Annotated in this window: 13 protein-coding genes and 1 pseudogene; 4 read left to right on the forward strand and 10 right to left on the reverse strand. The window is 36.9% G+C overall.

The features are described from left to right. Positions 1–37: 37 nt before the first annotated feature. From tssI (RDV53_RS00980) to tssI (RDV53_RS01025), 10 genes and pseudogenes are all read right to left on the reverse strand, one after another. Complete coding sequence (gene tssI / locus RDV53_RS00980) at positions 38–1,201, reverse strand: type VI secretion system Vgr family protein (protein WP_370447708.1); 1,164 nt, start codon at positions 1,199–1,201, stop codon at positions 38–40. A 149-nt stretch (positions 1,202–1,350) separates the two neighbouring features. Continuing rightward, positions 1,351–2,103 (reverse strand): hypothetical protein, encoded by a 753-nt coding sequence (locus RDV53_RS00985; protein ID WP_005696577.1) that lies wholly within the window; start codon positions 2,101–2,103, stop codon positions 1,351–1,353. 1 nt (position 2,104) lies between these two features. Then, positions 2,105–2,452 carry a lysozyme inhibitor LprI family protein gene (locus RDV53_RS00990; RefSeq protein ID WP_005696578.1) on the reverse strand — a complete coding sequence of 116 codons (348 nt, stop codon included), beginning with the start codon at positions 2,450–2,452 and terminating at the stop codon, positions 2,105–2,107. Positions 2,453–2,710: 258 nt separating this feature from the next. Beyond that, positions 2,711–3,388, reverse strand: a complete 678-nt coding sequence (locus RDV53_RS00995) for a hypothetical protein (protein ID WP_005696579.1) — start codon at positions 3,386–3,388, stop codon at positions 2,711–2,713. 1 nt (position 3,389) lies between these two features. After that, positions 3,390–5,315 (reverse strand): hypothetical protein, encoded by a 1,926-nt coding sequence (locus RDV53_RS01000; RefSeq protein WP_005696580.1) that lies wholly within the window; start codon positions 5,313–5,315, stop codon positions 3,390–3,392. Positions 5,316–5,421: 106 nt separating this feature from the next. After that, positions 5,422–6,402, reverse strand: a complete 981-nt coding sequence (locus tag RDV53_RS01005; protein ID WP_050783114.1) for a tetratricopeptide repeat protein — start codon at positions 6,400–6,402, stop codon at positions 5,422–5,424. A gap of 766 nt (positions 6,403–7,168) precedes the next feature. After that, positions 7,169–8,131 (reverse strand): annotated as a pseudogene (locus RDV53_RS10245) (hypothetical protein); the annotation flags it as partial. Between the two features lie 65 nt (positions 8,132–8,196). Further along, the gene (locus RDV53_RS01015; protein WP_005696584.1) at positions 8,197–9,171 is read right to left on the reverse strand and encodes a hypothetical protein; all 975 of its coding nucleotides are present in this window, start codon (positions 9,169–9,171) and stop codon (positions 8,197–8,199) included. After that, on the reverse strand, positions 9,146–11,563 hold the full coding sequence (locus RDV53_RS01020) for a hypothetical protein (RefSeq protein ID WP_005696585.1): 2,418 nt from the start codon (positions 11,561–11,563) through the stop codon (positions 9,146–9,148). The genes RDV53_RS01015 and RDV53_RS01020 overlap by 26 nt, the downstream gene beginning before the upstream one ends. A 36-nt stretch (positions 11,564–11,599) precedes the next feature. Next, on the reverse strand, positions 11,600–13,669 hold the full coding sequence (gene tssI, locus RDV53_RS01025; protein ID WP_032822645.1) for a type VI secretion system Vgr family protein: 2,070 nt from the start codon (positions 13,667–13,669) through the stop codon (positions 11,600–11,602). Positions 13,670–13,829: 160 nt separating this feature from the next. Between tssI (RDV53_RS01025) and tssH the strand changes: the two genes are divergently transcribed. From tssH to RDV53_RS01045, 4 genes are all read left to right on the forward strand, one after another. Further along, the gene (gene tssH / locus RDV53_RS01030; RefSeq protein WP_005696588.1) at positions 13,830–16,427 is read left to right on the forward strand and encodes a type VI secretion system ATPase TssH; all 2,598 of its coding nucleotides are present in this window, start codon (positions 13,830–13,832) and stop codon (positions 16,425–16,427) included. Positions 16,428–16,520: 93 nt separating this feature from the next. Then, the gene (locus RDV53_RS01035; RefSeq protein ID WP_005696589.1) at positions 16,521–17,900 is read left to right on the forward strand and encodes a DUF4123 domain-containing protein; all 1,380 of its coding nucleotides are present in this window, start codon (positions 16,521–16,523) and stop codon (positions 17,898–17,900) included. Between the two features lie 18 nt (positions 17,901–17,918). Further along, positions 17,919–20,915, forward strand: a complete 2,997-nt coding sequence (locus RDV53_RS01040; protein WP_005696590.1) for a toxin VasX — start codon at positions 17,919–17,921, stop codon at positions 20,913–20,915. A 3-nt stretch (positions 20,916–20,918) separates the two neighbouring features. Continuing rightward, positions 20,919–21,947 carry a hypothetical protein gene (locus tag RDV53_RS01045; RefSeq protein WP_005696591.1) on the forward strand — a complete coding sequence of 343 codons (1,029 nt, stop codon included), beginning with the start codon at positions 20,919–20,921 and terminating at the stop codon, positions 21,945–21,947. Positions 21,948–22,000: the final 53 nt, after the last annotated feature.

Below are 22,000 nucleotides of genomic sequence, written 5' to 3' on the forward strand. Positions count from 1 at the left end.
GAAAACTTCCTTTATTCTTCTTATTGTTTGTAATGAACTATGAAATAATTAAATCTTGAATATCTACCGGTTGTGAGCCATTAGGCTGGGTTTCAAACGGACTTACCCCATCAGCCGCTCCCGCATCTTCCGTAAGTGGTCCCTCAACATACACATTCCCAATCAGCGTAATCCCTTCTTGGTTTAACACAATTTCACCGGCAGGGCCTTGAATATGAACTTCGTCATAACCTTCTAAATCAAACAGTTCACAAACTTGTTCAAAAAGCTCACCCGCAACCCAGCTGCCATTTTGGGCAATTTCAATAGTTAAATCTTGTCCGACTTTGATGAGGCTATCAGCATGAACGTTGACTCGACGGTTATTATTCACATTCAGAATATCGTCTTTTTCTATTTTCGTGATTCGATTACGTCCAATACTGCGTATTTGGTCTCGATTGATAGTCAAGTCTTCATCTTGTCCAACCGTTTCCATTCGGTCATTGCCTATATGGATTGTTTCATTGCGGCCCACTTGCTCTGTGCGGTCATGCCCCACTTGGGTGGTTTCATCATGTTTCACAATATGATTAAGGTCTTTCTCTGCATGAATAAAGACTTCTTCACGTCCCATTTCATCTTCAAAACGCAATTCGTTAAAACCATTGCCTTTATGGGTTTTGGATTTAATCGTCATGCGAGTTTTATGTTTGGGAAGCTCGTAAGGGGGCTCGGTGGTACTGTGATAGGTACGCCCTACCACAATCGGTTGGTCCGGATCGCCATTTAGGAATTTCACCAACACTTCATGGCCAACTCGCGGAATCATCATATTACCGTATTGTGCGCCCGCCCAACCTTGCACCACCCGTACCCAACAAGAGCTATGCTCATCAAAGTTGCCTAATCTATCCCAAGGAAATTGTAGTTTGACTCTTCCCCATTCATCACAATAGATTTCTTCACCTTCAGGGCCTGTAACATGGGCAACTTGTGTACCACGAATAATCGGGCGAGGTTTTAATGGACTGCGCCAAGGTTTGTTGTGTGGAATCAGGAAAAGTGTGTTTTCATAGCGGTTGCCTTCTTCTCCCGCTTCTTCATCTAAGCTACCTGTTTGTTTACCAAAATGCTCTACTCGCACCACTAGCCAATCTTGATTGAAGGCTGAATTGGCATGCCCTTCTAAAGTAAAACCATAACCAGGTACGACACGCATATCATCGCCCGCTGCATTCGCCGTTTCAGAAACTGCTAGTTCTGATTCTAAACGATAAAGGCTGGAAGGCAGGTTTGGAGAGGTGATTATTAGTTTTTAAAAGAACAAAAAAATAACCGCACATTATAAATGTGCGGTTAACAAATCATTTAGTTTAAATCAACTGAATCAGCTTTGATCCATATGTTGATTTTTTTCTTTCCTTTGTAATTAATGAAATACCAACTCTGTCCATCAAGAGAACTTTTTTCATCTAAAATATTAACTTTATCACCTTTAACTAAATACATATTACTTCTTTTATTTAAATCGTAATAAAGATATGACTTTTCTCTTATACTTGGTAATATTTCATTCTGATTGTAGTAAACACCCACCGAGCTCACCTTCCCATTTGATGAATATAACTTTCTAAGTTCATAATTATTTCTAATAATATATTTTTCCTCACATAAATAGCCAGTTGATTGAAAACAATATATTTTCTCTTTTATAGAGTATCCATCCTTGTAGTATATTTTTATTTTTTTATTATCCAGAAGCTCATAACTTTTCACTTCTGGAAATAAAGGATGCATTTCTAATTTATCACATTTTAATTTCAATACTGCATACTCAACATCATGAGAAGGATCATTATCAACTCTTAAAATAATTTCTTTCTCTCCATCAAAATCTAAGTCAGAATATTCTACATTATTTATATTGTGATCTACTTCAAGAGCTTCATAGAAAAATAATACTTTATCATTATGATAAATTTTAAATTTAGAAAAATCACCATCAGAAGTAGAGTTATCATCTAGACGAACAGATATATCATTAATAGTAAAACAACTCTTTGCCTGAATAAAAAATGGATAAGAAATCAATATAACACCTAATAATATATTTTTTATCATATTACTTTATATCATTAATCATCTTATTAATCTGCTTTATTCTTATATTATAATAATCTTCTAAACATTCATAATAAACAATTATATATCCATCCCCTTGAGTAAAAGACATTGGCGAGTTCATAAACTTACAGTCTTCTTTTATAAATTTATTCCATAACATCTGAGACTCTTTAAAAGAATCTACTACAAGCTTATTTTCATCCACTCTAACTAACTCTTGGAATGATTTATTTAACTCTTTTTTATATTCTTCAATATTATTTTTATGACATTCTATATCATCACAATTTTTATTAGCTGCAGTTAATAAAATTATAGAACAAAGAGCTATTAAAAATTTTTTCATAAATCCTCCTAATTGTATAATTCTTCTTCACGGTCTGCTTCGCCACATCCCCTAACGGCACCATGATTTCAACTTGGGTTTGTGATAATTCAAATGCTTCGTCGTTCTAATCTCTATCTGCTTATCTAAATAGATAGATTTATATTTAAAAAGTTTTCAGTCTATGAAATCAATAAAAAAGTGCGGTCTATTTTCACATTATTTTATAAACACTGAAAAAATTAACCGCACTTTTTATAAAACACCATCTAAATAAGACTAATTTGTTGGTTTTTGACAATTCAATTGGGCTACCTTATCATCATGATTAAATCGATATTTTTCTTCAAATTTTCCATCTTTATCAGGTTGAGCAATCACAAATTGATCGCCATCGTTATACCATATCCCTTTTTCATCAGAACTACCAATAATAGCATCACAAGAATTTCCTAAATAGATAACACTGGTTGCACCAAAAGAATTAATCACGACACCATTCCTATTTTCTTTGCTTTCAAGTGATTCATAAACACTAGGTTGAAAATCAAAGTCTCCACTAAACTCATCTGAAAGCTTTTGTTTTATGATGTAACATAGCTTTCTTATTGCAACATCCCTACTTTTTTCTTTACCTATAATATTATTCAGTCTATTTTTTAAACCATCATTAAATGTAATACGATCTCCGACCTCTGAGCGTGTAGCATTTTCATAAGCGTATACTTCCCCTTGAGATATCAACAATACTCCGTTTTTTAGCTCATCACTATCACATACAATTTTATTAATAGGTGATAAATTATTACAGTCGGCAATTGAATGAACATCACCATAAGACTCACTAAGAAATTTTATTTGTTCTGAGATTTTGTTATTCTCATCATCATTAAAACATGACATGGAATAAGCACTAGAAGCAAAAGTAAAAAATATAATGAATAACAAATTTTTCATATCATCCTCTTATTTTTGAAAGTGAAATCTCTCTAACGGCGTCATACCCACCAGCAGCATTAATCATTTTTTTAGTATCATTTAATGCTTTAATAGTTATATCGGCTGAATAATGGGCCTTATTTCCTGGTTTATCATCGTAATAAGTCTCTAATCCACCATCAGATACTTTACCAGTCTTTGTGGACTCTCCTTTAGGAACTCCCGCTGAAGCCCATTCTCTAGATATAGCATAAGCAGCTTTATCCACTCCTACTTTTCCACGAAAAAATGATGCAACCTTACTTACTTTTTCTTCCCAAAAGAACATCGGCATCAACCGTTGAAACTCTTCATCAAATAACTGAATGTCCCTATTAATAGATTTATATTTACTAAGCCATGAAAGAAAAAGCTCTAAAGTATCTGGAATAATTTGAACAATTCCTACAGCAAATAAATGTAGCCCTTCAGGCCCAATTCTAGTTTTTTGCGCATTTCTTATTTCTGTTATTGTCATTTTCGAAATATGATATTGCGCTGTTGGAGTAAAATGGCTTTCGCGAGGCTTACCATGTTTATTAGTAATATTATAGGCATTAAAAGAACCCTTAGATTCTTTCGATAAAATCAACTTAACTAACGGCGTTTCAAACCAATCAAACTCTCCAACGGAAACAGCCAACCACCCAATCATCCCCAACGGATGCAGATAATACGCTTGCTTATCCGTATTAAATCCGTCCACCTCTAGCTTTATCGATAAATCAGCTATCCGTTTCTCTATTCTCTTAGCGGTATCTTCTTTTCCATTTGCTCGATAAACACCACAAGTTTGACTAAAATCTGCCGCCCTTGTCTTCTTCCATTCGCTGTCATGTTTGACAACAATTCCCGTCAATCTTCTTTGTTGCACCGGGCTTAATAATAAATCCTTGAGTTTACCCGCTTCAAATGAGACCGCCGCGTTTTTATCCTTCTCTAAATCCAACTCATCCATAATAGATTTAAACATCGGGTCTAATTCATTTTTCTGCTCAGTCGTTAAATCACTTTTCGGGTCTATGTTTTGATGAAGAGGATGTTTGAATATACAAAGCCCATTTCCAGATTGATTAAAAATATTCACACCAGGGAACAATAAACCATGTGTTAAATGGCTCTCATCCACATAAATTCCACCCTCTTTATTCTTTTGTGGCAAACTATAAAGATACGGTTGTACGTTGTAATAATCCTTGCCCGTCTTATCCGTTTTCTTCTTCACGGTCTGCTTCGCTACATCCGCTAACGGCACCATGATTTCAACTTTGCTTTTCTCCAGTTCGACGACTTCGTCCTTTAGCACGCTGTAAAGCTGACTGCCTCTTGCTACATACAGAAAATTGTCTTTTATCCCTTTCTTTTCTCGGTCTTGTTTATAAGCTGCCTCTGCTTTAGCTTTAAATTGCTCAATATTGTCATAGGTAAACACTTCAAGATGCAATAGCTTCTCGCCACTTTCACCTATTTGGTTATACTCTCCCATTAAGCCAAGCTCTTCTCCTGCTTTAACTACAATCGGTTTGTTTAGTTTAACTTCAACATCAGCTTGCGTATCAATCTTATGCTTGCTTAGAAGAGGAAGACCTTTGATTTTCTCATTTTGCATCTCCTCATAAGACTGATTAAAAATACGCCAATGCTCACCAGACTTAGGTTTATGCTCAACCGTTTTATTGTCCTTGGTCTCTCTATACCAAAGTAATTCATCAAACTTATCTTGCGTCTGCGTATGTCGTTTGACTCCAATCGTTACGCCATTCTTCAACTCCACTCGTGGATTAAGCGGCTGATTTTGTGCATCTCGGATAACAATCTTATTATCTGCCGACTTGGTGATACCAACAAGCTCTTCTATTCCACTATTAACTTTGCAAGTAATCAACCTATTATGTTCTATATCCATTCTAAATATTCTTTTTAAGTCATAGTAACTTTAAGGAGTATTAACAAGAAAAGCACTGATAAATTTACCAGTGCTTTTAAAATAAATTAATATAACTTCTTTTTTATCAATTTAAAAAGGAATCAACTCTCTTCAATATTTTCTCAGGGATCTTCCCCTCCTTTCCTAAAGCATTCATTTTCTGAATATAATCCTGATATATTTTAATAGCCTCTTTTTTTGAGCCATTATCCCAGTATAAATCTCCTAAATTAATATAGGCAACCATTCTATTAGGATATTTATCAATAACTTTATTTAATATATAAATAGCCACATCATACCTATTCTCTTTTCCCAAATAAAATGCATTATTGTTATATGATGTCACTGTGTTCTTATCCAAAGGATAAAGCAGAATCTGATTATCTACGTAAAGTTTATCTATACTAATATTTTGATTATCTTTAAGTGCTTTCTCCAAATTAGATGGAGAATCAATTGAGGCGCACAACCCCATCTCAATTAAACGATTTAAAGTACTTTTCTCATCATAAAAAGGATAAAATTTTCGACCATCATCTGGTTTATTACTTTCAACTGTTGGAGTCCAGAATTTATTATCCATATTAAATTCTGTTTGTATATTTTCAGGCAGTTTTTCTATTATTTCTTTTCCAGAATATTTCCTAATCTTATAAAAATTTATGTTAAATCCAATCCAAGGCTCACGCAAATCAGCTCCCTCAAAAACCTCAGTATGTGATAGTAAATTACTTTGGTCATTCATTTTGCATAATGTTAAATAGTTTTTAATATTTTTATATGTAACATCATCAAATATTATTTCTTTAGATATTTCATTAACTTTAATTAATATAGATTTTTTATATACAGTATGTTCATAACCGTCAAAATGTTCATAACCATTAATATGATAAGATATATCTATAGAGAGATTTTTCTCTGGATAGCTAATATGCTTAGCTGTAGGGAAATCATCACCATAATAGCTTTTATCTAGGTTGTAAATTTCTTGGTATATATCCTTTGCAAAAGAAGAAGAGTAAAATACTACACTAAAAAGAACTAAAATTAAATTTCTCATATTACAATCCCAATAACTTTTTAATTGAATTAAAACGAGTACGTCTATCACTCATTCCATTAGCTTCACGTAAAGAAATAATTCCATGTTTATTAACTGGTAATTGAATACCACCTTTAGTGAACCAGCCATTTACATTAGCACTCATCATTATTAATTCGGCTTCCGTAGCACCTAGATCAGCTAACCGATTACAGTCTTTATATGTAGACACTGATCCCATATTCCTCCACCAAAACATTGCTGATTCAACACCATATTCAACATTTGTACGGACTAGATTCGGATTAGCTTCAAAATCTTGTTGATCACTAGGATTCTTAGCATTATGCTCTTTCGTGTAACCTTTATATTTTTCTCTCCCAGTAATTTGAATATAGCCACCTCCCCTATATTTATGTCCATCTCCGCTAGTTTCAGAACCATTTCCATTACTATTTGCATAAACATAATTAAACAAATCAGGTTGATTACAATACTTTTGGCCTATAGGGCATAAACGCTCTTTTGTTGTACTATCCGCTTGAACAAATTTCTTAAATTTATTACCTGCCCCAGCTCGACTAAAACTAGTACCTTCCGCCGTGGCAGTAAATCCTCCAGATTCATGTGCACACTGTGCTAAAAAATGAGCAATCCTTAATAAGGTATTGATTTCATACTGCTCAGCATATTTATTTAATGCAGCTAATAACACCTTATCATTACCTTTACCTGCTGCAACCGCATTAACCATTTCAGGAGTAATTAATAATGATTCAGTCCTTAACCACCCAATCACCCCCAACGGATGCAGATAATACGCTTGCTTATCCGTGTTAAATTCGTCCACCTCTAACTTTATCGATAAATCAGCTACCCGTTTCTCTATTCTCTTCGCAATCTCTTCTTTTCCATTTGCACGGTAAACACCACAGGTTTGACTAAAATCTGCCGTCCTGGTCTTCTTCCATTCGCTGTCATGTTTGACAACGATTCCCGTTAATCTTCTTTGTTGCACCGGGCTTAATAATAAATCCTTCAGCTTACCTGCTTCAAATGAGACCGCCGCGTTTTTATCCTTCTCTAAATCCAACTCGTCCATAATCAATTTGAACATCGGGTCCAATTCATTTTTCTGCTCAGTCGTTAAATCACTTTTCGGGTCGATGTTTTGATGAAGAGGATATTTGAATATACAAAGCCCATTTCCAGATTGATTAAAAATATTCACACCAGGGAACAATAAACCATGTGTTAAATGGCTCTCATCCACATAAATTCCGCCATCTTTATTCTTTTGTGGCAAGCTATACAGATAAGGTTGTACATTGTAATAATCCTTGCCCGTCTTATCCGTTTTCTTCTTCACGGTCTGCTTCGCTACATCCGCTAACGGCACCATGATTTCAACTTTGCTTTTCTCCAGCCCCACCGCTTCATCATTCGCTATGCTATAAAGCTGACTACCTCGTGCGACATATAAAAAATTAGCTTTTATCCCTTTATTTTCTCGGTCTTGTTTATAAGCCGCTTCCGCCTTCGCTTTAAATTGCTCAATGTTGTCATAGGTAAATACTTCAAGGTGTAACAGTTTCTCGCCACTTTCACCTATTTGGTTATACTCGCCCATTAAGCCAAGCTCTTCACCTGCTTTAATCTCAATAGGTTTATCTAGCTTTACTTCAACATCAGCTTGGGTATCTATCTTATGCTTACATAGTTGCAAAAGTTTCTTGATTATTTGGCTTGCAGCTTGTTAGTTTTTAAAAAATAAAAAATAACCGCACGTTACAAAGTGCGGTTAATAAACATTTAATTTAAATCAACTGAATCAGCTTTAATCCACATGTTGATTTCTTTTTTTCCTTTGTAGTTAATAAAATACCATTTTTCTCCACGCTCATCTATTTTCTCATCTAAAATAGAAATCCGATCTCCCTTAATTAAGTACATACCGCTCTTAATACCAATAGATGAATATAGATAGGATTTATTTATAACAGTGCTTGTAGCACCTGTTTTTCTATTTATAACCTTTTCTAAATAATTCTTTTCATTTATCAACTTTAATTTAGACAGCTCGCTAAGGATAATGGAATATTCTTTTTCATTGCTATTTCCATAAGGAAAAATTGATAGTAACTTCCTATAACGGTCAACTCCATTAACAATATTTATATCCCCCTCATTAAATCTTTTTATAAAGTCATCTAGTGAATTCTCAAAAAAATAATCTAACTCACAATTACTTTTAATATATTCATCAGATAAGTCATAATTAGGTAGTTTATCTTTAAGATTAGGTATAGAAATATCTAAGTCAATATTATTAAATTTACATATGTACTTTTTAGAGTAATCATCCAAAAAACCACTCACTTCAGAATTAATATTTTTTAGAATCCACTTTTTATTATTATATGCAATGTAATAACTATTAATAATATTTAATTTATCTGTATTGGTTGTTATAAGAATTGTATATTCGTTACTCTTTGGTTTTTTTATATCATTAATTCTCTCGCCTCCATCCTCAGAAAAATTACTCCCTTTAAGGACGAGATGGTAATTATTATTATTTTTTTTAAAAAACAATAATTCATCTCCAAATCCATTTACATTACTAATAACCTTATCAGCAACTCCATCATTATCAATGTCAATATCTCTATTAAAGAATTCATTACTATTTAAGTAATATTTAATATCTACATCATCAGCACTTGCGAAACAAGCAAAGAGAAATATAGATAGTATTATTTTATTTTTTAAGGTGGTTATTTTCATAATTAAAAATTCTCTTTAATTCATTAACATAAGATATTCTTTCTTCAATAGCATACTGACCACCATTTACCAAAAATGTAACTTGACGGGTATTGTCATCATCAGCAACTAAATTTATATCAATTGTTGTATGAGTAGGTAATTTAGTTTTTGGGTATTTAACTTTCACACCACTTGGATTAGGGTATCTAGCACTTAATAAATCACCAGCATTTAATAATTTTCCTCTTTTCCAGAAATACCCGCTAGCATCAACTGCCAAATGAAGATTTTGATTTAAAAGAGCATAATTTTTCTTGTAATCATTTCTTCCAATATATTCAAAATATTGTTTATAGCCTATCGCATTAGCTGTTTCTCCAGAATGAGTCAACTGTATAATTCCTCTACCAATATATGGATAATATGGTTTACCTTTTAAATATCTCTCAGACCCCAATTCTTGAGATGTTGAAAAATGAGCTGATTCATGGTAACACTGAGCTAAAAAATGTATTTTTCTTAGACAAGTATTTATGTCATATTTTTTCATGGCTATATTAAGCTCTTTTGTAAAATTCTCATAAGTAGCTTCAGAAGCAGGAATATTACAATTGCTAGCAGAGAACAATGAATACCCTAACATTTTCTTAACACTAGGTTCGGAATCTCTTAATTGCTGGATTATATTTTTAACCTCCTCAACAGTAAAATCCCGATGACAAAAGCAGGTCGAATAAGGCATTAACCACCCAATCATCCCCAACGGATGCAGATAATACGCTTGCTTATCCGTGTTAAATCCATCGACCTCTAACTTTATCGATAAGTCCTTTATCCGTTTCTCTATTCTCTTAGCGGTATCTTCTTTTCCATTTGCTCGATAAACACCACAAGTTTGACTAAAATCTGCCGCCCTCGTCTTCTTCCATTCGCTGTCATGTTTGGCAACGATTCCCGTCAACCTTCTTTGTTGCACCGGGCTTAATAATAAATCCTTCAGCTTACCTGCTTCAAATGAGACCGCCGCGTTTTTATCCTTCTCTAAATCCAACTCGTCCATAATCGATTTAAACATCGGGTCTAATTCATTTTTCTGCTCAGTCGTTAAATCACTTTTCGGGTCTATGTTTTGATGAAGAGGATGTTTGAATATACAAAGCCCATTTCCAGATTGATTAAAAATATTCACACCAGGGAACAATAAACCATGTGTTAAATGGCTCTCATCCACATAAATTCCACCCTCTTTATTCTTTTGTGGCAAACTATAAAGATACGGTTGTACGTTGTAATAATCCTTGCCCGTCTTATCCGTTTTCTTCTTCACTGTTTTTTTCGCCACATCAGCTAACGGCACCATAATTTCAACTTGGCTTTTCTCCAGTGCCACCGCTTCATCATTCGCTATGCTATAAAGCTGACTACCTCGTGCGACATACAAAAAGTTATCTTTTATCCCTTTCTTTTCTTTGTCCTGCTTATAAGCTGCTTCCGCCTTCGATTTAAATTGCTCAATGTTGTCATAGGTAAACACTTCAAGGTGTAACAGTTTCTCACCGCTTTCGCCTATTTGGTTATACTCGCCCATTAAGCCAAGCTCTTCTCCTGCTTTAACTACAATCGGTTTGTTTAGTTTAACTTCAACATCAGCTTGCGTATCAATCTTATGCTTGCTTAGAAGAGGAAGACCTTTGATTTGCTCACTTTGCATCTCTTCATAGGACTGATGAAAAATGCGCCAATGCTCACCAGACTTAGGTTTATGCTCAACCGTTTTATTGTCCTTGGTCTCTCTATACCAAAGTAATTCATCAAACTTATCTTGAGCCTGCGTATGTCGTCTGACCCCAATCGTCACTCCATTCTTCAGCTCCACACGTGGATTAAGTGGCTGATTTTGTGCATCTCGAATAACTATCTTATTATCTGATGATTTAGTACTCCCTACAATCTCTTCTATTCCACTTTTGTAATCGCTTAATTTGGCTGTATGACGGTAAAGCGAATAAAATGTCAGCACATTATCTTTCGGATAAGCTACTTCATGCTTCAGTAAAAAAAAGCCCGTAGAATATACCGCACTTTCTTTTGATGATTCAGATTCATTATCGGATTTATATTCACTATCCACTTTATAAGCTATCAATTTGCCATCAGCTATCGCACAAATCTTGTTATTCTCAAATTCACTACTCGGAAATTTTGATGCCCGTAAATGAATGCCTTGATGCCAAAGACCACTATTATTAAATAAAAAGCGCGCACTTTCATCTCCTGCAAGATGATTAAAGTATTGCTGAGAGAGATTCGTGGTATTACTTCTCGGTTTCAGTGGGTAAGCGACATTAGGTATTTTCGGACTTTCAACTTTAGTGGTATCTGATGTCACTTTCTTTTTTTGCTCTGGCATAATGAAAACTTCCTTTATTCTTCTTATTGTAATGAACTATGAAATAATTAAATCTTGAATATCTACCGGTTGTGAGCCATTAGGTTGCGTTTCAAACGGACTTACCCCATCAGCCGCGCCCGCATCTTCCGTAAGTGGTCCCTCAACATACACATTCCCAATCAGCGTAATCCCTTCTTGGTTTAACACAATTTCACCGGCTGGGCCTTGAATATGAACTTCGTCATAGCCTTCTAAATCAAACTGTTCACAAACTTGTTCAAAAAGCTCACCCGCAACCCAGCTGCCATTTTGGGCAATTTCAATATTTAAATCTTGTCCGACTTTGATGAGGCTATCAGCATGAACGTTGACTCGGCGGTTATTATTCACATTCAGAATATCGTCTTTTTCTATTTTCGTGATTCGATTACGTCCAATACTGCGTATTTGGTCTCGATTGATAGTCAAGTCTTCATCTTGTCCAACCCTTTCCATTCGGTCATTGCCTATATGGATTGTTTCATTGCGGCCAACTTGCTCCGTGCGGTCATGCCCCACTTGGGTCGTTTCATCATGTTTCACAATATGATTAAGGTCTTTCTCTGCATGAATAAAGACTTCTTCACGTCCCATTTCATCTTCAAAACGCAATTCGTTAAAACCATTGCCTTTATGGGTTTTGGATTTAATCGTCATGCGAGTTTTATGTTTGGGAAGCTCGTAAGGGGGCTCGGTGGTACTGTGATAGGTACGCCCTACCACAATCGGTTGGTCCGGATCGCCATTTAGGAATTTCACCAACACTTCATGGCCAACTCGCGGAATCATCATATTACCGTATTGTGCGCCCGCCCAACCTTGCACCACCCGTACCCAACAAGAGCTATGCTCATCAAAGTTGCCTAATCTATCCCAAGGAAATTGTAGTTTGACTCTTCCCCATTCATCACAATAGATTTCTTCACCTTCAGGGCCTGTAACATGGGCAACTTGTGTACCACGAATAATCGGGCGAGGTTTTAATGGACTGCGCCAAGGTTTGTTGTGTGGAATCAGGAAAAGTGTGTTTTCATAGCGGTTGCCTTCTTCTCCCGCTTCTTCATCTAAGCTACCTGTTTGTTTACCAAAATGCTCTACTCGCACCACTAGCCACTCTTGATTGAAGGCTGAATTGGCATGTCCCTCTAAAGTAAAACCATAACCTGGTACGACACGCATATCATCGCCCGCTGCATTCGCCGTTTCAGAAAGTGCCAGTTCTGATTCTAAACGATAAAGACTGAACGGATTGCCTTGTTCATCTTTCTTATATCGGCCCGGATAGTCATATTTTTCATAAACTGTCGCTGAATTGACCGCACTTTTAGACGTATCACTATCAGTAAGCGCAGATGCCTGTGAATGATGTTGATGTTCGAGGTTGTAATTCGGATTTAAAAAGGTGTAGTCTCGTAAGGTTTGGCGGGTTGTCGTCACCTTACGGCAATAGTCAAATCGCCAAAGGCAAGCAAATGAACGGTCCCCCGCGGGCTTTGCATTATAGGTTAATGTGCCAAGAATCGGAGAAGCGATACTTTGATGGCCAAAACGCAACTCATGGCTGTCTGCTCGATGGTCAAAGTAATAATACCAGCCTTCTTCCGCCGCCAAGCGTTCAATAAAGGCCAAATCGGTTTCGCGATATTGCACACAATATTCACGCTCCCAATCTGAAGGTAAAGGCTCAAAGGAAACCTTTTCTACGCGATTTTTTTGCAATAAAGTGCGGATGATTTTTTCGCTGTTTTGATGCTGGAAGATTCGGCTATCAGATTGAAATGCTGCTCGCGCGAGAGCCGGCTCCACCACCATTTGATAATGCGTACGGACAAACCCTGTTTTCCCCAAACCGAAACTGGTCACAATCCCATTCAAATAACGAACCGGTTGTTCTCCTTGCCAAAAAGTAAAGGTCACGGATTGATCCATTAATGCTGAAAATGAAATATTCGGATCAAAACTTGATAACATAAGCTCTAACCGAAATGGTTCTGAAAGCCCTTCAGTCAGCTTAAAACTAATCACATCAAAAGTATGTTTTTCACCGGCATCAAGGGTGTAACGGTAGTCGGATTGAACAGCCATGATTGTCCTTTGTTTAACGCGTAAAATATCGCTTAGTATAATGTAATTTCATCTATTTCTAAATAGTAAAAATAGTTGTAGTAAATTTCTATATAAAAAAATAAAATACCTAAGTTTATTTATCTTTCAAATGCTTTATTAAACATAAGGATCTCAAATAATGATCAAAATTAACTTAGCCGCGACATTAGGTGCATTAAATGACGTTTCTAAATTAATGTTAGAAGAATCTGCCGCTTATGCAATTAGTTGTGGTGAATCGGAAGTGCTTCCAGCCCATTTATTACTCAAATCATTGGAAAATCCATTCTCAGACGTTCGCTTTATTTTAAATAAACTTAACATTTCTCACGAAGAATTGACCGCACTTTTACTCAGCAAAACGCAAACATCTCACACCAATATTGACTCTGTACCAAGCTTCTCGCCATTATTGATTGAAATGTTGCAAGAAGCATGGTTACTCGGATCACTTGAATTTGAACAAACACAAATTCGCAGTGCAAGCATTTTCTTAGCATTGGTATTGAATGCATCGCGCTATTTGCCAACTGCTGTTGCGAGCTACTTAAATCAAATTAACAAAGAAACATTACGCCAATCTTTACTGGTATTCGCTAAAGGCTCTGCTGAATCACAAACCACACAAGAAAATACTGCTACACCTTCAGCCGTACATACAGACCAATCTGATTTAGCACGTTTTGCTGAAAATTTAACCGCCAAAGCCTCTGCAGGTAATATTGATCCCGTTCTCGCTCGTGACAAAGAAATTGATCTCATGATCGATATTCTTTCACGCAGAAGAAAAAACAATCCGATTGTAGTGGGTGATGCGGGTGTCGGTAAAAGTGCATTAATTGAAGGATTAGCATTACGCATCGTCAATAAACAAGTTCCTCCACATTTACAAAATGTTGAACTTTGGAGCCTAGATCTTGCCGCTTTACAATCTGGCGCATCAATCAAAGGGGAATTTGAAAAACGCTTAAAATCGGTGATTGATTTTGTAAAAAATAGCACAACGCCAATTGTTCTTTTTATTGATGAAGCCCATACACTTATTGGTGCGGGTGGCAGCGAAGGTGGCAACGATGCAGCCAACCTTTTAAAACCGGCTCTTGCTCGAGGTGAGCTTCGCACAATTGCAGCCACGACTTGGTCTGAATATAAAAAATATGTAGAACGCGACCCTGCGCTATCCCGTCGCTTCCAATTAGTGAAAGTGGACGAACCATCTATTGAAGAAAGTATTGTTATTCTACGTGGTTTAAAACCACTCTACGAAAAAGCGCATGGTGTTTATATCACAGGTGAAGCACTTGAAACAGTAACAAAGTTATCTGCGCGTTATATTGCGGCGAAAAAGCTACCGGATAAAGCCATCGATATTTTAGACACGGCTTGCGCTCGCGTTTCTACAGCAAAAGACACACCACCAAAACGCTTAAGCTACTTAGATAATAAGATCCATGAAATCAATGTTGCCATTGCTGAATTTGATCGTGATTATCAGCTAGGTGAAACAGTTGATAGTACAGTGAAAACAAAACTAGAAAATCAACTCACTGAATTAGCCGAAGAAAAAAATGTGCTTTCTTCTCGATTTGAATCTCAAAAAGCATTAGTGGAAGAAATTTTATCCTTACGGACCAAGCTCTCCGATTCTGAAACAGAATATACCGAAGAAGAACGTCAAGAATTGATCGCACAATTACAAGCGAAAAAAGCAGAATATGAAGCAATCAAACCTGAAGAATGTTTAATTCATGCTGAAGTGGGAAGCAAACAAATTACTGCGGTAATTGCTGATTTGACAGGTATTCCTGTAAATAGCATGACAGGTGATGAACTTACAAAACTCACTGAGCTTCCTGATATTCTTAACGACAACATTAAAGGTCAATCTCAAGCCATTGAGCAAATTCACAAAAACTTGCTTACTGCTATGGCGGATTTACGCCGTGCCGGCACACCATTGGGCGCATTATTACTTGTTGGACCAAGTGGTGTGGGTAAAACTGAAACAGCAATTCAAATTGCCGAACATATCTTTGGTGGCAAACAATTCCTGACTACCATTAATATGTCTGAATACCAAGAAAAACATACTGTTTCACGTTTAATTGGTTCGCCTCCAGGTTATGTGGGCTATGGTGAAGGTGGTTTACTAACTGAAGCTATTCGCCAAAAACCTTATTCTATCGTGCTATTAGATGAAGTAGAAAAAGCCCATCCAGATGTGCTTAACTTGTTCTATCAAGCTTTTGATAAAGGCGAACTTGCAGATGGGGAAGGGCGTTTAATTGACTGTAAAAATATTCTCTTTATGCTCACCTCAAACTGTGGTTTTGATGCTGCAAATGATCAGTTTGCCGTGAAAAGTGATGAAGAGTTGCGTCGTTCGCTTCTTACATTCTTCAAACCGGCGTTACTGGCTCGCATGCAAATTGTGCAATATCACTATTTAACCACCGATGTAATGCAGCGCATTGTGAAAGCCAAATTGGCGAAATTAGAGAAATTAATCGCTGAGCGTTATAAAGCGACCGTTACTATCGCAGAAAACATTCTTAAACACATTGAACAACAATGTGAAGCTGATACAAATGGTGCACGTTTGGTCGATGCGATTCTTGAAGGGCAACTTTTACCACCACTTTCCTTAGCTTTGCTTCAACGCATCGCTCGTGGTGAGAAAATGTCAAATATCACAATCAATTTTGAAGAGGGTGAATACCAAGTTGATATTGCGTAATTCATGATGAAAAACATCTAAGAACTTGACCGCACTTTGACTTTCATTCACAAAGTGCGGTCATCTTTTAGGTTAATTTTTTGAGATTTATTTATGGAAAAATCCCTTTGGCTTGCTACTGCTTATATACAAAAAGCCGAACAATTAGACCAATTTGTTGCATTAGCCACTTTTGCTACAACTGCTGAGGAATTTGAACAACGTGCACGGGTTCACTTTGCACAAAAAGCCCACTTTCGCTTTCAACTTGCACCTATTCCCGCTCACGTATTCTTTCAACGTCATGGACGAACCTATTTACTACATCAGGCATCAACACTCAGAGAAGATGAAATACGCGTAATTCCTTTAAGTGATGAAATGCCACAGCCTGCTATTGAAGAAAATATTGAATATCTACACTGCCACAAGATCGATAATGTCGAGCCACTCGATGCGCAATTTGACCGAATGCCGGCTCTTTTTGCACCCGAGGACATCGCACTGTTATTATGGCCTGACTTTCCTATTCCACCTAATCAATTAGATTTTGAAAAGAGAAATGAATCGGCGCACACTCGCAATTCAGCGCCTCAAATCGATAAAAATATGCAGCAACGCCATCTTGAACACTACACGAATAATAGCGATACATCACCTACACTCAAAGTCTATTTCGTTTTAGATGCCAAAAAAATACCTTTTTTGAATACGCTCTCCTTAAAAGGCAAAATGAAAAGCTTATTTCAAGGGAAATTTGGTGAAGATACTGAAAAAGTTGCACCCTATTTAATTGAAGTAATTCGTGATGAAAACCATATTCATACCGGTGAAATGATGGGATTATTCAGCTTAAAATCAGCACAACATCATTTTAACTGGGAAGATAACCTCGGTATTTTTATCCATTCCTACGCTGATTTTGAAACGGTCTATCAACATCTACGTAAATTTCCTATGCTACAGGATGAACGTGGAAAATGGTTTTTCTTCCGTTTTTACGATCCCAAAGTCTTACATGACTATCTAGCAATAATTGCCAAACGCCCAGCCAAACTAAATAAGTTTTTTGGTTATGATAACAACATTATTTATGCCTTTGGCTTAGGGCTAGGAAGCCGTTTCTATTACTACACCTTAAAAACCTTGCCCGAAGAAACGCTTCCATCTCCAATCGTGATGACTGATTGGGAAATAGACGGATTTAAAACGCATAAGTGGTTAGAAACCAAGGAATATTTAATGGAATATACTCTACAGGAATATCCGCAACTTTACTCGGAGGAAAATAAACATGAATTATGCCAAAACTTGGAAGAAGGCTATAAAAAAGGTTACACTTACGAAATTTCAATATTGCAGTATGCTTTAGCCAAACAAAGTGCGGTCAAAAATGGAATAGATTTTATTGCATTAGAAGAACAAGTTACAAAAAACAATACCGCACCACTAGAACGAGCTATCAAATTGTGTTCATTGTTAAATATAGAATAAAAATTAGAGTACTCAACCATGTCTGAAAACAAACAGCTCAAGAAACCGGCAGCAACAGAGGCTGACGGAGTCATTGCCCCATGCCAAGAAGGCATTCGGGTTTATCCAACAAGATTCGCCCTGACCGATAAGGCGTTTGAAAACATAAAAAGTAAAGGGGAAATGCCACCACTTCCGAAGAATGCATCTGGCGATGAGAATTATGATGTGCGCCGTTTACGTGATGGTTATGTGTATATTTTAGCGGTGAATGCCGAAGTTAAAGGATGTTTTGAAATTAGCGCAGAAGCGGCCAATGGTCAGGCTTGGTATATTTACCGCTATCGTTCAAAAGATGTGGATTTTAACCAAGGAAACCAAGCGTTCGGAATAAACTACTCCTTTAGTCTATTTAATGATTACGAAGCCGGTTATACAAACAAAGTCATTTTACCAACGCCTTATATTGAGCTTAATAAAGCCATTGAAAGTGCATATATGATGTTTACCGATGTAAACCTACCCATGAATTTGCTAAGAAAAATCGAAACCGATCCCTTAGTGAGAAATCATTGGATGCGCAATGTTCAGCTAAAAAATCCGCAAGGCAACTCAATTAATATGGCCACCTTGCAGCAAACGGTTAAAGACTTTTCGCCACAAACCAAAATGATGACTGACCAAGCGTTAACCTCAAATGCCTATCGCTTTACCCCGATAGGTAAACCAACGGGCTGGGAAGAGATAAAAGATCAACTCATGCATAGCCAAAAAGGTGTGATTGTAGCTTTAGAAGACCCTGTAGGAACAACAAGAGATTTGTCAGGATATCATTTATATCTAACGGCAGAGCGAGATAACGTATTGGCGAAATATGAATATGCAATCTCGACCGCAAGAATTCTTGATGCTCACGCACTACATAAATATAAAGAAGAGGTCAAATCTGCTCGGGATAGCCTTGAAATGGCGAATGCAGAATTGCGCGACCAGGGTTTACGGACCATTGAACCGGCCCCCATCAAATTCTCCCAACTATATCAAAAGGTCTTTTCTGATTATATTAACTCGGAGCATTTAAAAGCTAATGGCGATGCCGATGTACTGAATGTGTTAAAAGCGGAATTACAATTGGAAGATGATCTGCCGGGAGTAAATGCCATTAATAAAATGGCCTATATCCCAACTCGTTTTGGTACATTCTTTAAGAATGTTGCAAATGCTCATAGCGCTTTTATTGCAACGCACAGCAATAAACTCAGTGCGCTATATGATTTGTATGACAGTAATCCAGAAGACATTGAGGCGGCAAGTGCATGGTGCTGTTATATGCATGGTTTTCTGCATGGATTGGATATTTCACCTTACGGACGTAACGCCTTAATTGCTGCCTTACCGATTGAAGATGCGGACGCATATAAAGCTCCACCTTATGCACAGCAAGCTACGCCGGCGGTGGAGTCTCTGAAAAAATTCTTTGCTGACTTCACTAAAGCCTTAGGCGCGCTTGAAAAAGTCGCGAAGACAGGCTATCTCAACATGGCAACCTACGATTTGGTGATTGAACTGGTGATTGATAAAATCTATGTACGCTATGCCAATAGTAGCCATAGGGGTTATGTTGGAAAACCGTTTAGTGTGCCACAAACCATTCAGTCAACATATCAAGCCAAATTAAACACTAAAGAGATTGAGAAGGTCCTACCGACACATCGAAGTCAAGCTGCTGTACCTAAGCATGTAAAAAGGCTACAAGAGAACATTCGCTCGCTGAAAGTAGAGTATGCACCAAGACAATATGGCTTATTTCAAATCACGGAAGGATTGGCAGGATTAAATAAAGCCTTGAGTGCTTCCGTTGTGTTGGGCTTTTTTGTACAAAACAAAGCGGAAACAGAATTAGGAAAACTAGGTAATGATCCGTTTTTAGCCTCTATGCAAGTGATTGCCGGCATGTATGCACCGAAAGGCGGTTTAGAGCAACACACTTCCCGAGCATTAACAGAGCTTGAACAGTTAACCTCGCGCAAGAATCTGCAACAAAGCAAATGGATAAGTTATTTTGAACAAAAAGGTGCCGGTTCGGCACTGGCCCGTATTCGAAATGCGATTATCAACGTCAATACGGGATTGGCCGGGGTCGGTGCGATGTTTGAATATTTTAACTGGGTGGAGGCCGATTATAAAAGCGATGAAGTGGGCAAAACCGCAGCCTTATTAAGCATGGGAGGCGGATTAGCCATTGAAGGCGCAATCGGCTCATTAGGTATGTTGGCAGGTTCATCCTTGTCTGCCGGCACACTGACATTACTCACCGGCCTATCCTATGCGACCCTAGGTATTGGGATTGTGCTGATTACCATTGCAATTATTTATAACTATTTTGCCCCGGAAGATATTGAATTGTGGGCTGCAAATGGTTTTTGGGGTAAGAGTCCTAAGTATTGGGGTGAGCCTAATCAAGAAAAGGCTTATGAATGGACGGATAAGCGCTTATCATCATTTAAAACTGATATTTTTGATGCTAGTATTTTTCGTTATAGTAATTCAGAAATTATGCCGAAAGATAAAGTAAGGTATTATCGCATAGAAATGCAACGTTACTTAAAATCTGTGGCAGAGCTAGTTGTCACCTTGGATTCGGCTAATCCACGAAAAATACTGGTTAATTACCCTGGCATTTACACTGAGCGTGATGCCCAAGAAATAAAGATTAAGACAATGGTGGGATATAAAGATAATAAAGGAAGTCTGTACTATCAAAGTAACGATGATCGATTTGAACTTTTACTCAATAAATTAGATGTCATTAAAAAATTAGAAATGGAAGGTGTTGCAAGTTTAACTATTCTCAATGAAAAATTACCTTACTTATATACAATTAATGGTAATCATGCTATGGGAATAGGGGAAATTTCTTATGATGAATTATCAAGCATTGAATTGAGTGTTAGCGTACCTAACTATCAAGGAAATAAATATTATAAGACATCAAAACGAACCAAACTAAGATTAAAAAATTCGAAGAAGGGATAGAATATGCCAGAACAGCAAAGAGAAAAAGATTTGATTGATAAAATAAGTGAATTTTTTATTAATAAACATAAAGACATTGCCTATTCTATTCGTAAACGAGGCGATGATGAGATCGAGATTCGAGATTCCATTTTTGATGGTTATGCTCGTGGATTTATTCGTTTTGTTTTAATTGGCATGACACTCATTAATGTATTTCATGGTTCATCTGGCATTCCATTTTATAGCCAATATCTCGAGGCAAAAAGTGATTATGAGTGGGCTTTTAATCCAGATAAACCAGCTAGGGAACAATATTTAAGATATAAAGAAACAGCGCAATTTCAATATGAAATGGATCAAAAAGAAGGATATTCATTTGTTTCACCACCAAAATCTTATGATGAATATAAAAAAGATATTCTCATTGGCTCTCCACTAAAAGACTTTGTTTTAGACATCATTATGATCCCCTTTGTGCTATTTGCTTTTTTCCTCCCTCGTCCACGTGGTTTTCGTGTCAATCGCAAAAAACGGGTGATTTATTGGCAAACCATCTTTGGCAGTCATGCCATCGCCTTTGTGCCGGAACAAGGCGATCCGCTGGGCGGAATTAATTACAGCCGTTTCGGCTTGTATGCGTTTGGTGGTCATGAGCGTTTTTCATTGCAACTTTGGATTGACGATTACCTTTCCAAACGTCGTGTCACTGCACTTTTTGGAGTCTACCCCAGCCCAAGCTCAGAACATAACGCCCAAATCCTACGCGCTATTCGTGCCTATCTTACAGAAGACAATCCTGAGTTTTTAAAGTATGTAGGCAGGGATTTTAAAAACTTCGGCTTAAAATTTAACATTGCACTATGTAACGCTTTTGCATTACGTGTACCGTTTAGTCGCAAAAAAGCCGATCGCGCTATTGAACAGGCGCTTGCCGAATGGAATAAGAAAACCCCGAATCAAAAACAAGGCTGGTTCAACGAACGCCGTGCGACACAGAAAATTATCAATGAACGCCATCTGCGAGAAGAATTAGATAACGAAGTAAAATAAACCAATTTAAAACGAAAGTGCGGTGGAAATTTTAGGTGTTTTTAAAAAACATC

The sequence above is a fragment of the Haemophilus parainfluenzae ATCC 33392 genome (assembly GCF_031191205.1).
GTDB classification, from domain to species: domain Bacteria; phylum Pseudomonadota; class Gammaproteobacteria; order Enterobacterales; family Pasteurellaceae; genus Haemophilus_D; species Haemophilus_D parainfluenzae.

Coding starts and splice junctions, on each gene's coding strand:
- RDV53_RS01035 (WP_005696589.1), top strand. CDS start 16,521: ATGGAAAAATCCCTTTGGCTTGCTACTGCTTATATACAAAAAGCCGAA.
- RDV53_RS01005 (WP_050783114.1), bottom strand. CDS start 6,402: ATGAGAAATTTAATTTTAGTTCTTTTTAGTGTAGTATTTTACTCTTCT.
- RDV53_RS00985 (WP_005696577.1), bottom strand. CDS start 2,103: ATGATAAAAAATATATTATTAGGTGTTATATTGATTTCTTATCCATTT.
- RDV53_RS01015 (WP_005696584.1), bottom strand. CDS start 9,171: ATGAAAATAACCACCTTAAAAAATAAAATAATACTATCTATATTTCTC.
- RDV53_RS01000 (WP_005696580.1), bottom strand. CDS start 5,315: ATGGATATAGAACATAATAGGTTGATTACTTGCAAAGTTAATAGTGGA.
- RDV53_RS00995 (WP_005696579.1), bottom strand. CDS start 3,388: ATGAAAAATTTGTTATTCATTATATTTTTTACTTTTGCTTCTAGTGCT.
- RDV53_RS01020 (WP_005696585.1), bottom strand. CDS start 11,563: ATGCCAGAGCAAAAAAAGAAAGTGACATCAGATACCACTAAAGTTGAA.
- tssI (WP_370447708.1), bottom strand. CDS start 1,201: ATGCGTGTCGTACCTGGTTATGGTTTTACTTTAGAAGGGCATGCCAAT.
- RDV53_RS01040 (WP_005696590.1), top strand. CDS start 17,919: ATGTCTGAAAACAAACAGCTCAAGAAACCGGCAGCAACAGAGGCTGAC.
- tssI (WP_032822645.1), bottom strand. CDS start 13,669: ATGGCTGTTCAATCCGACTACCGTTACACCCTTGATGCCGGTGAAAAA.
- RDV53_RS01045 (WP_005696591.1), top strand. CDS start 20,919: ATGCCAGAACAGCAAAGAGAAAAAGATTTGATTGATAAAATAAGTGAA.
- RDV53_RS00990 (WP_005696578.1), bottom strand. CDS start 2,452: ATGAAAAAATTTTTAATAGCTCTTTGTTCTATAATTTTATTAACTGCA.
- tssH (WP_005696588.1), top strand. CDS start 13,830: ATGATCAAAATTAACTTAGCCGCGACATTAGGTGCATTAAATGACGTT.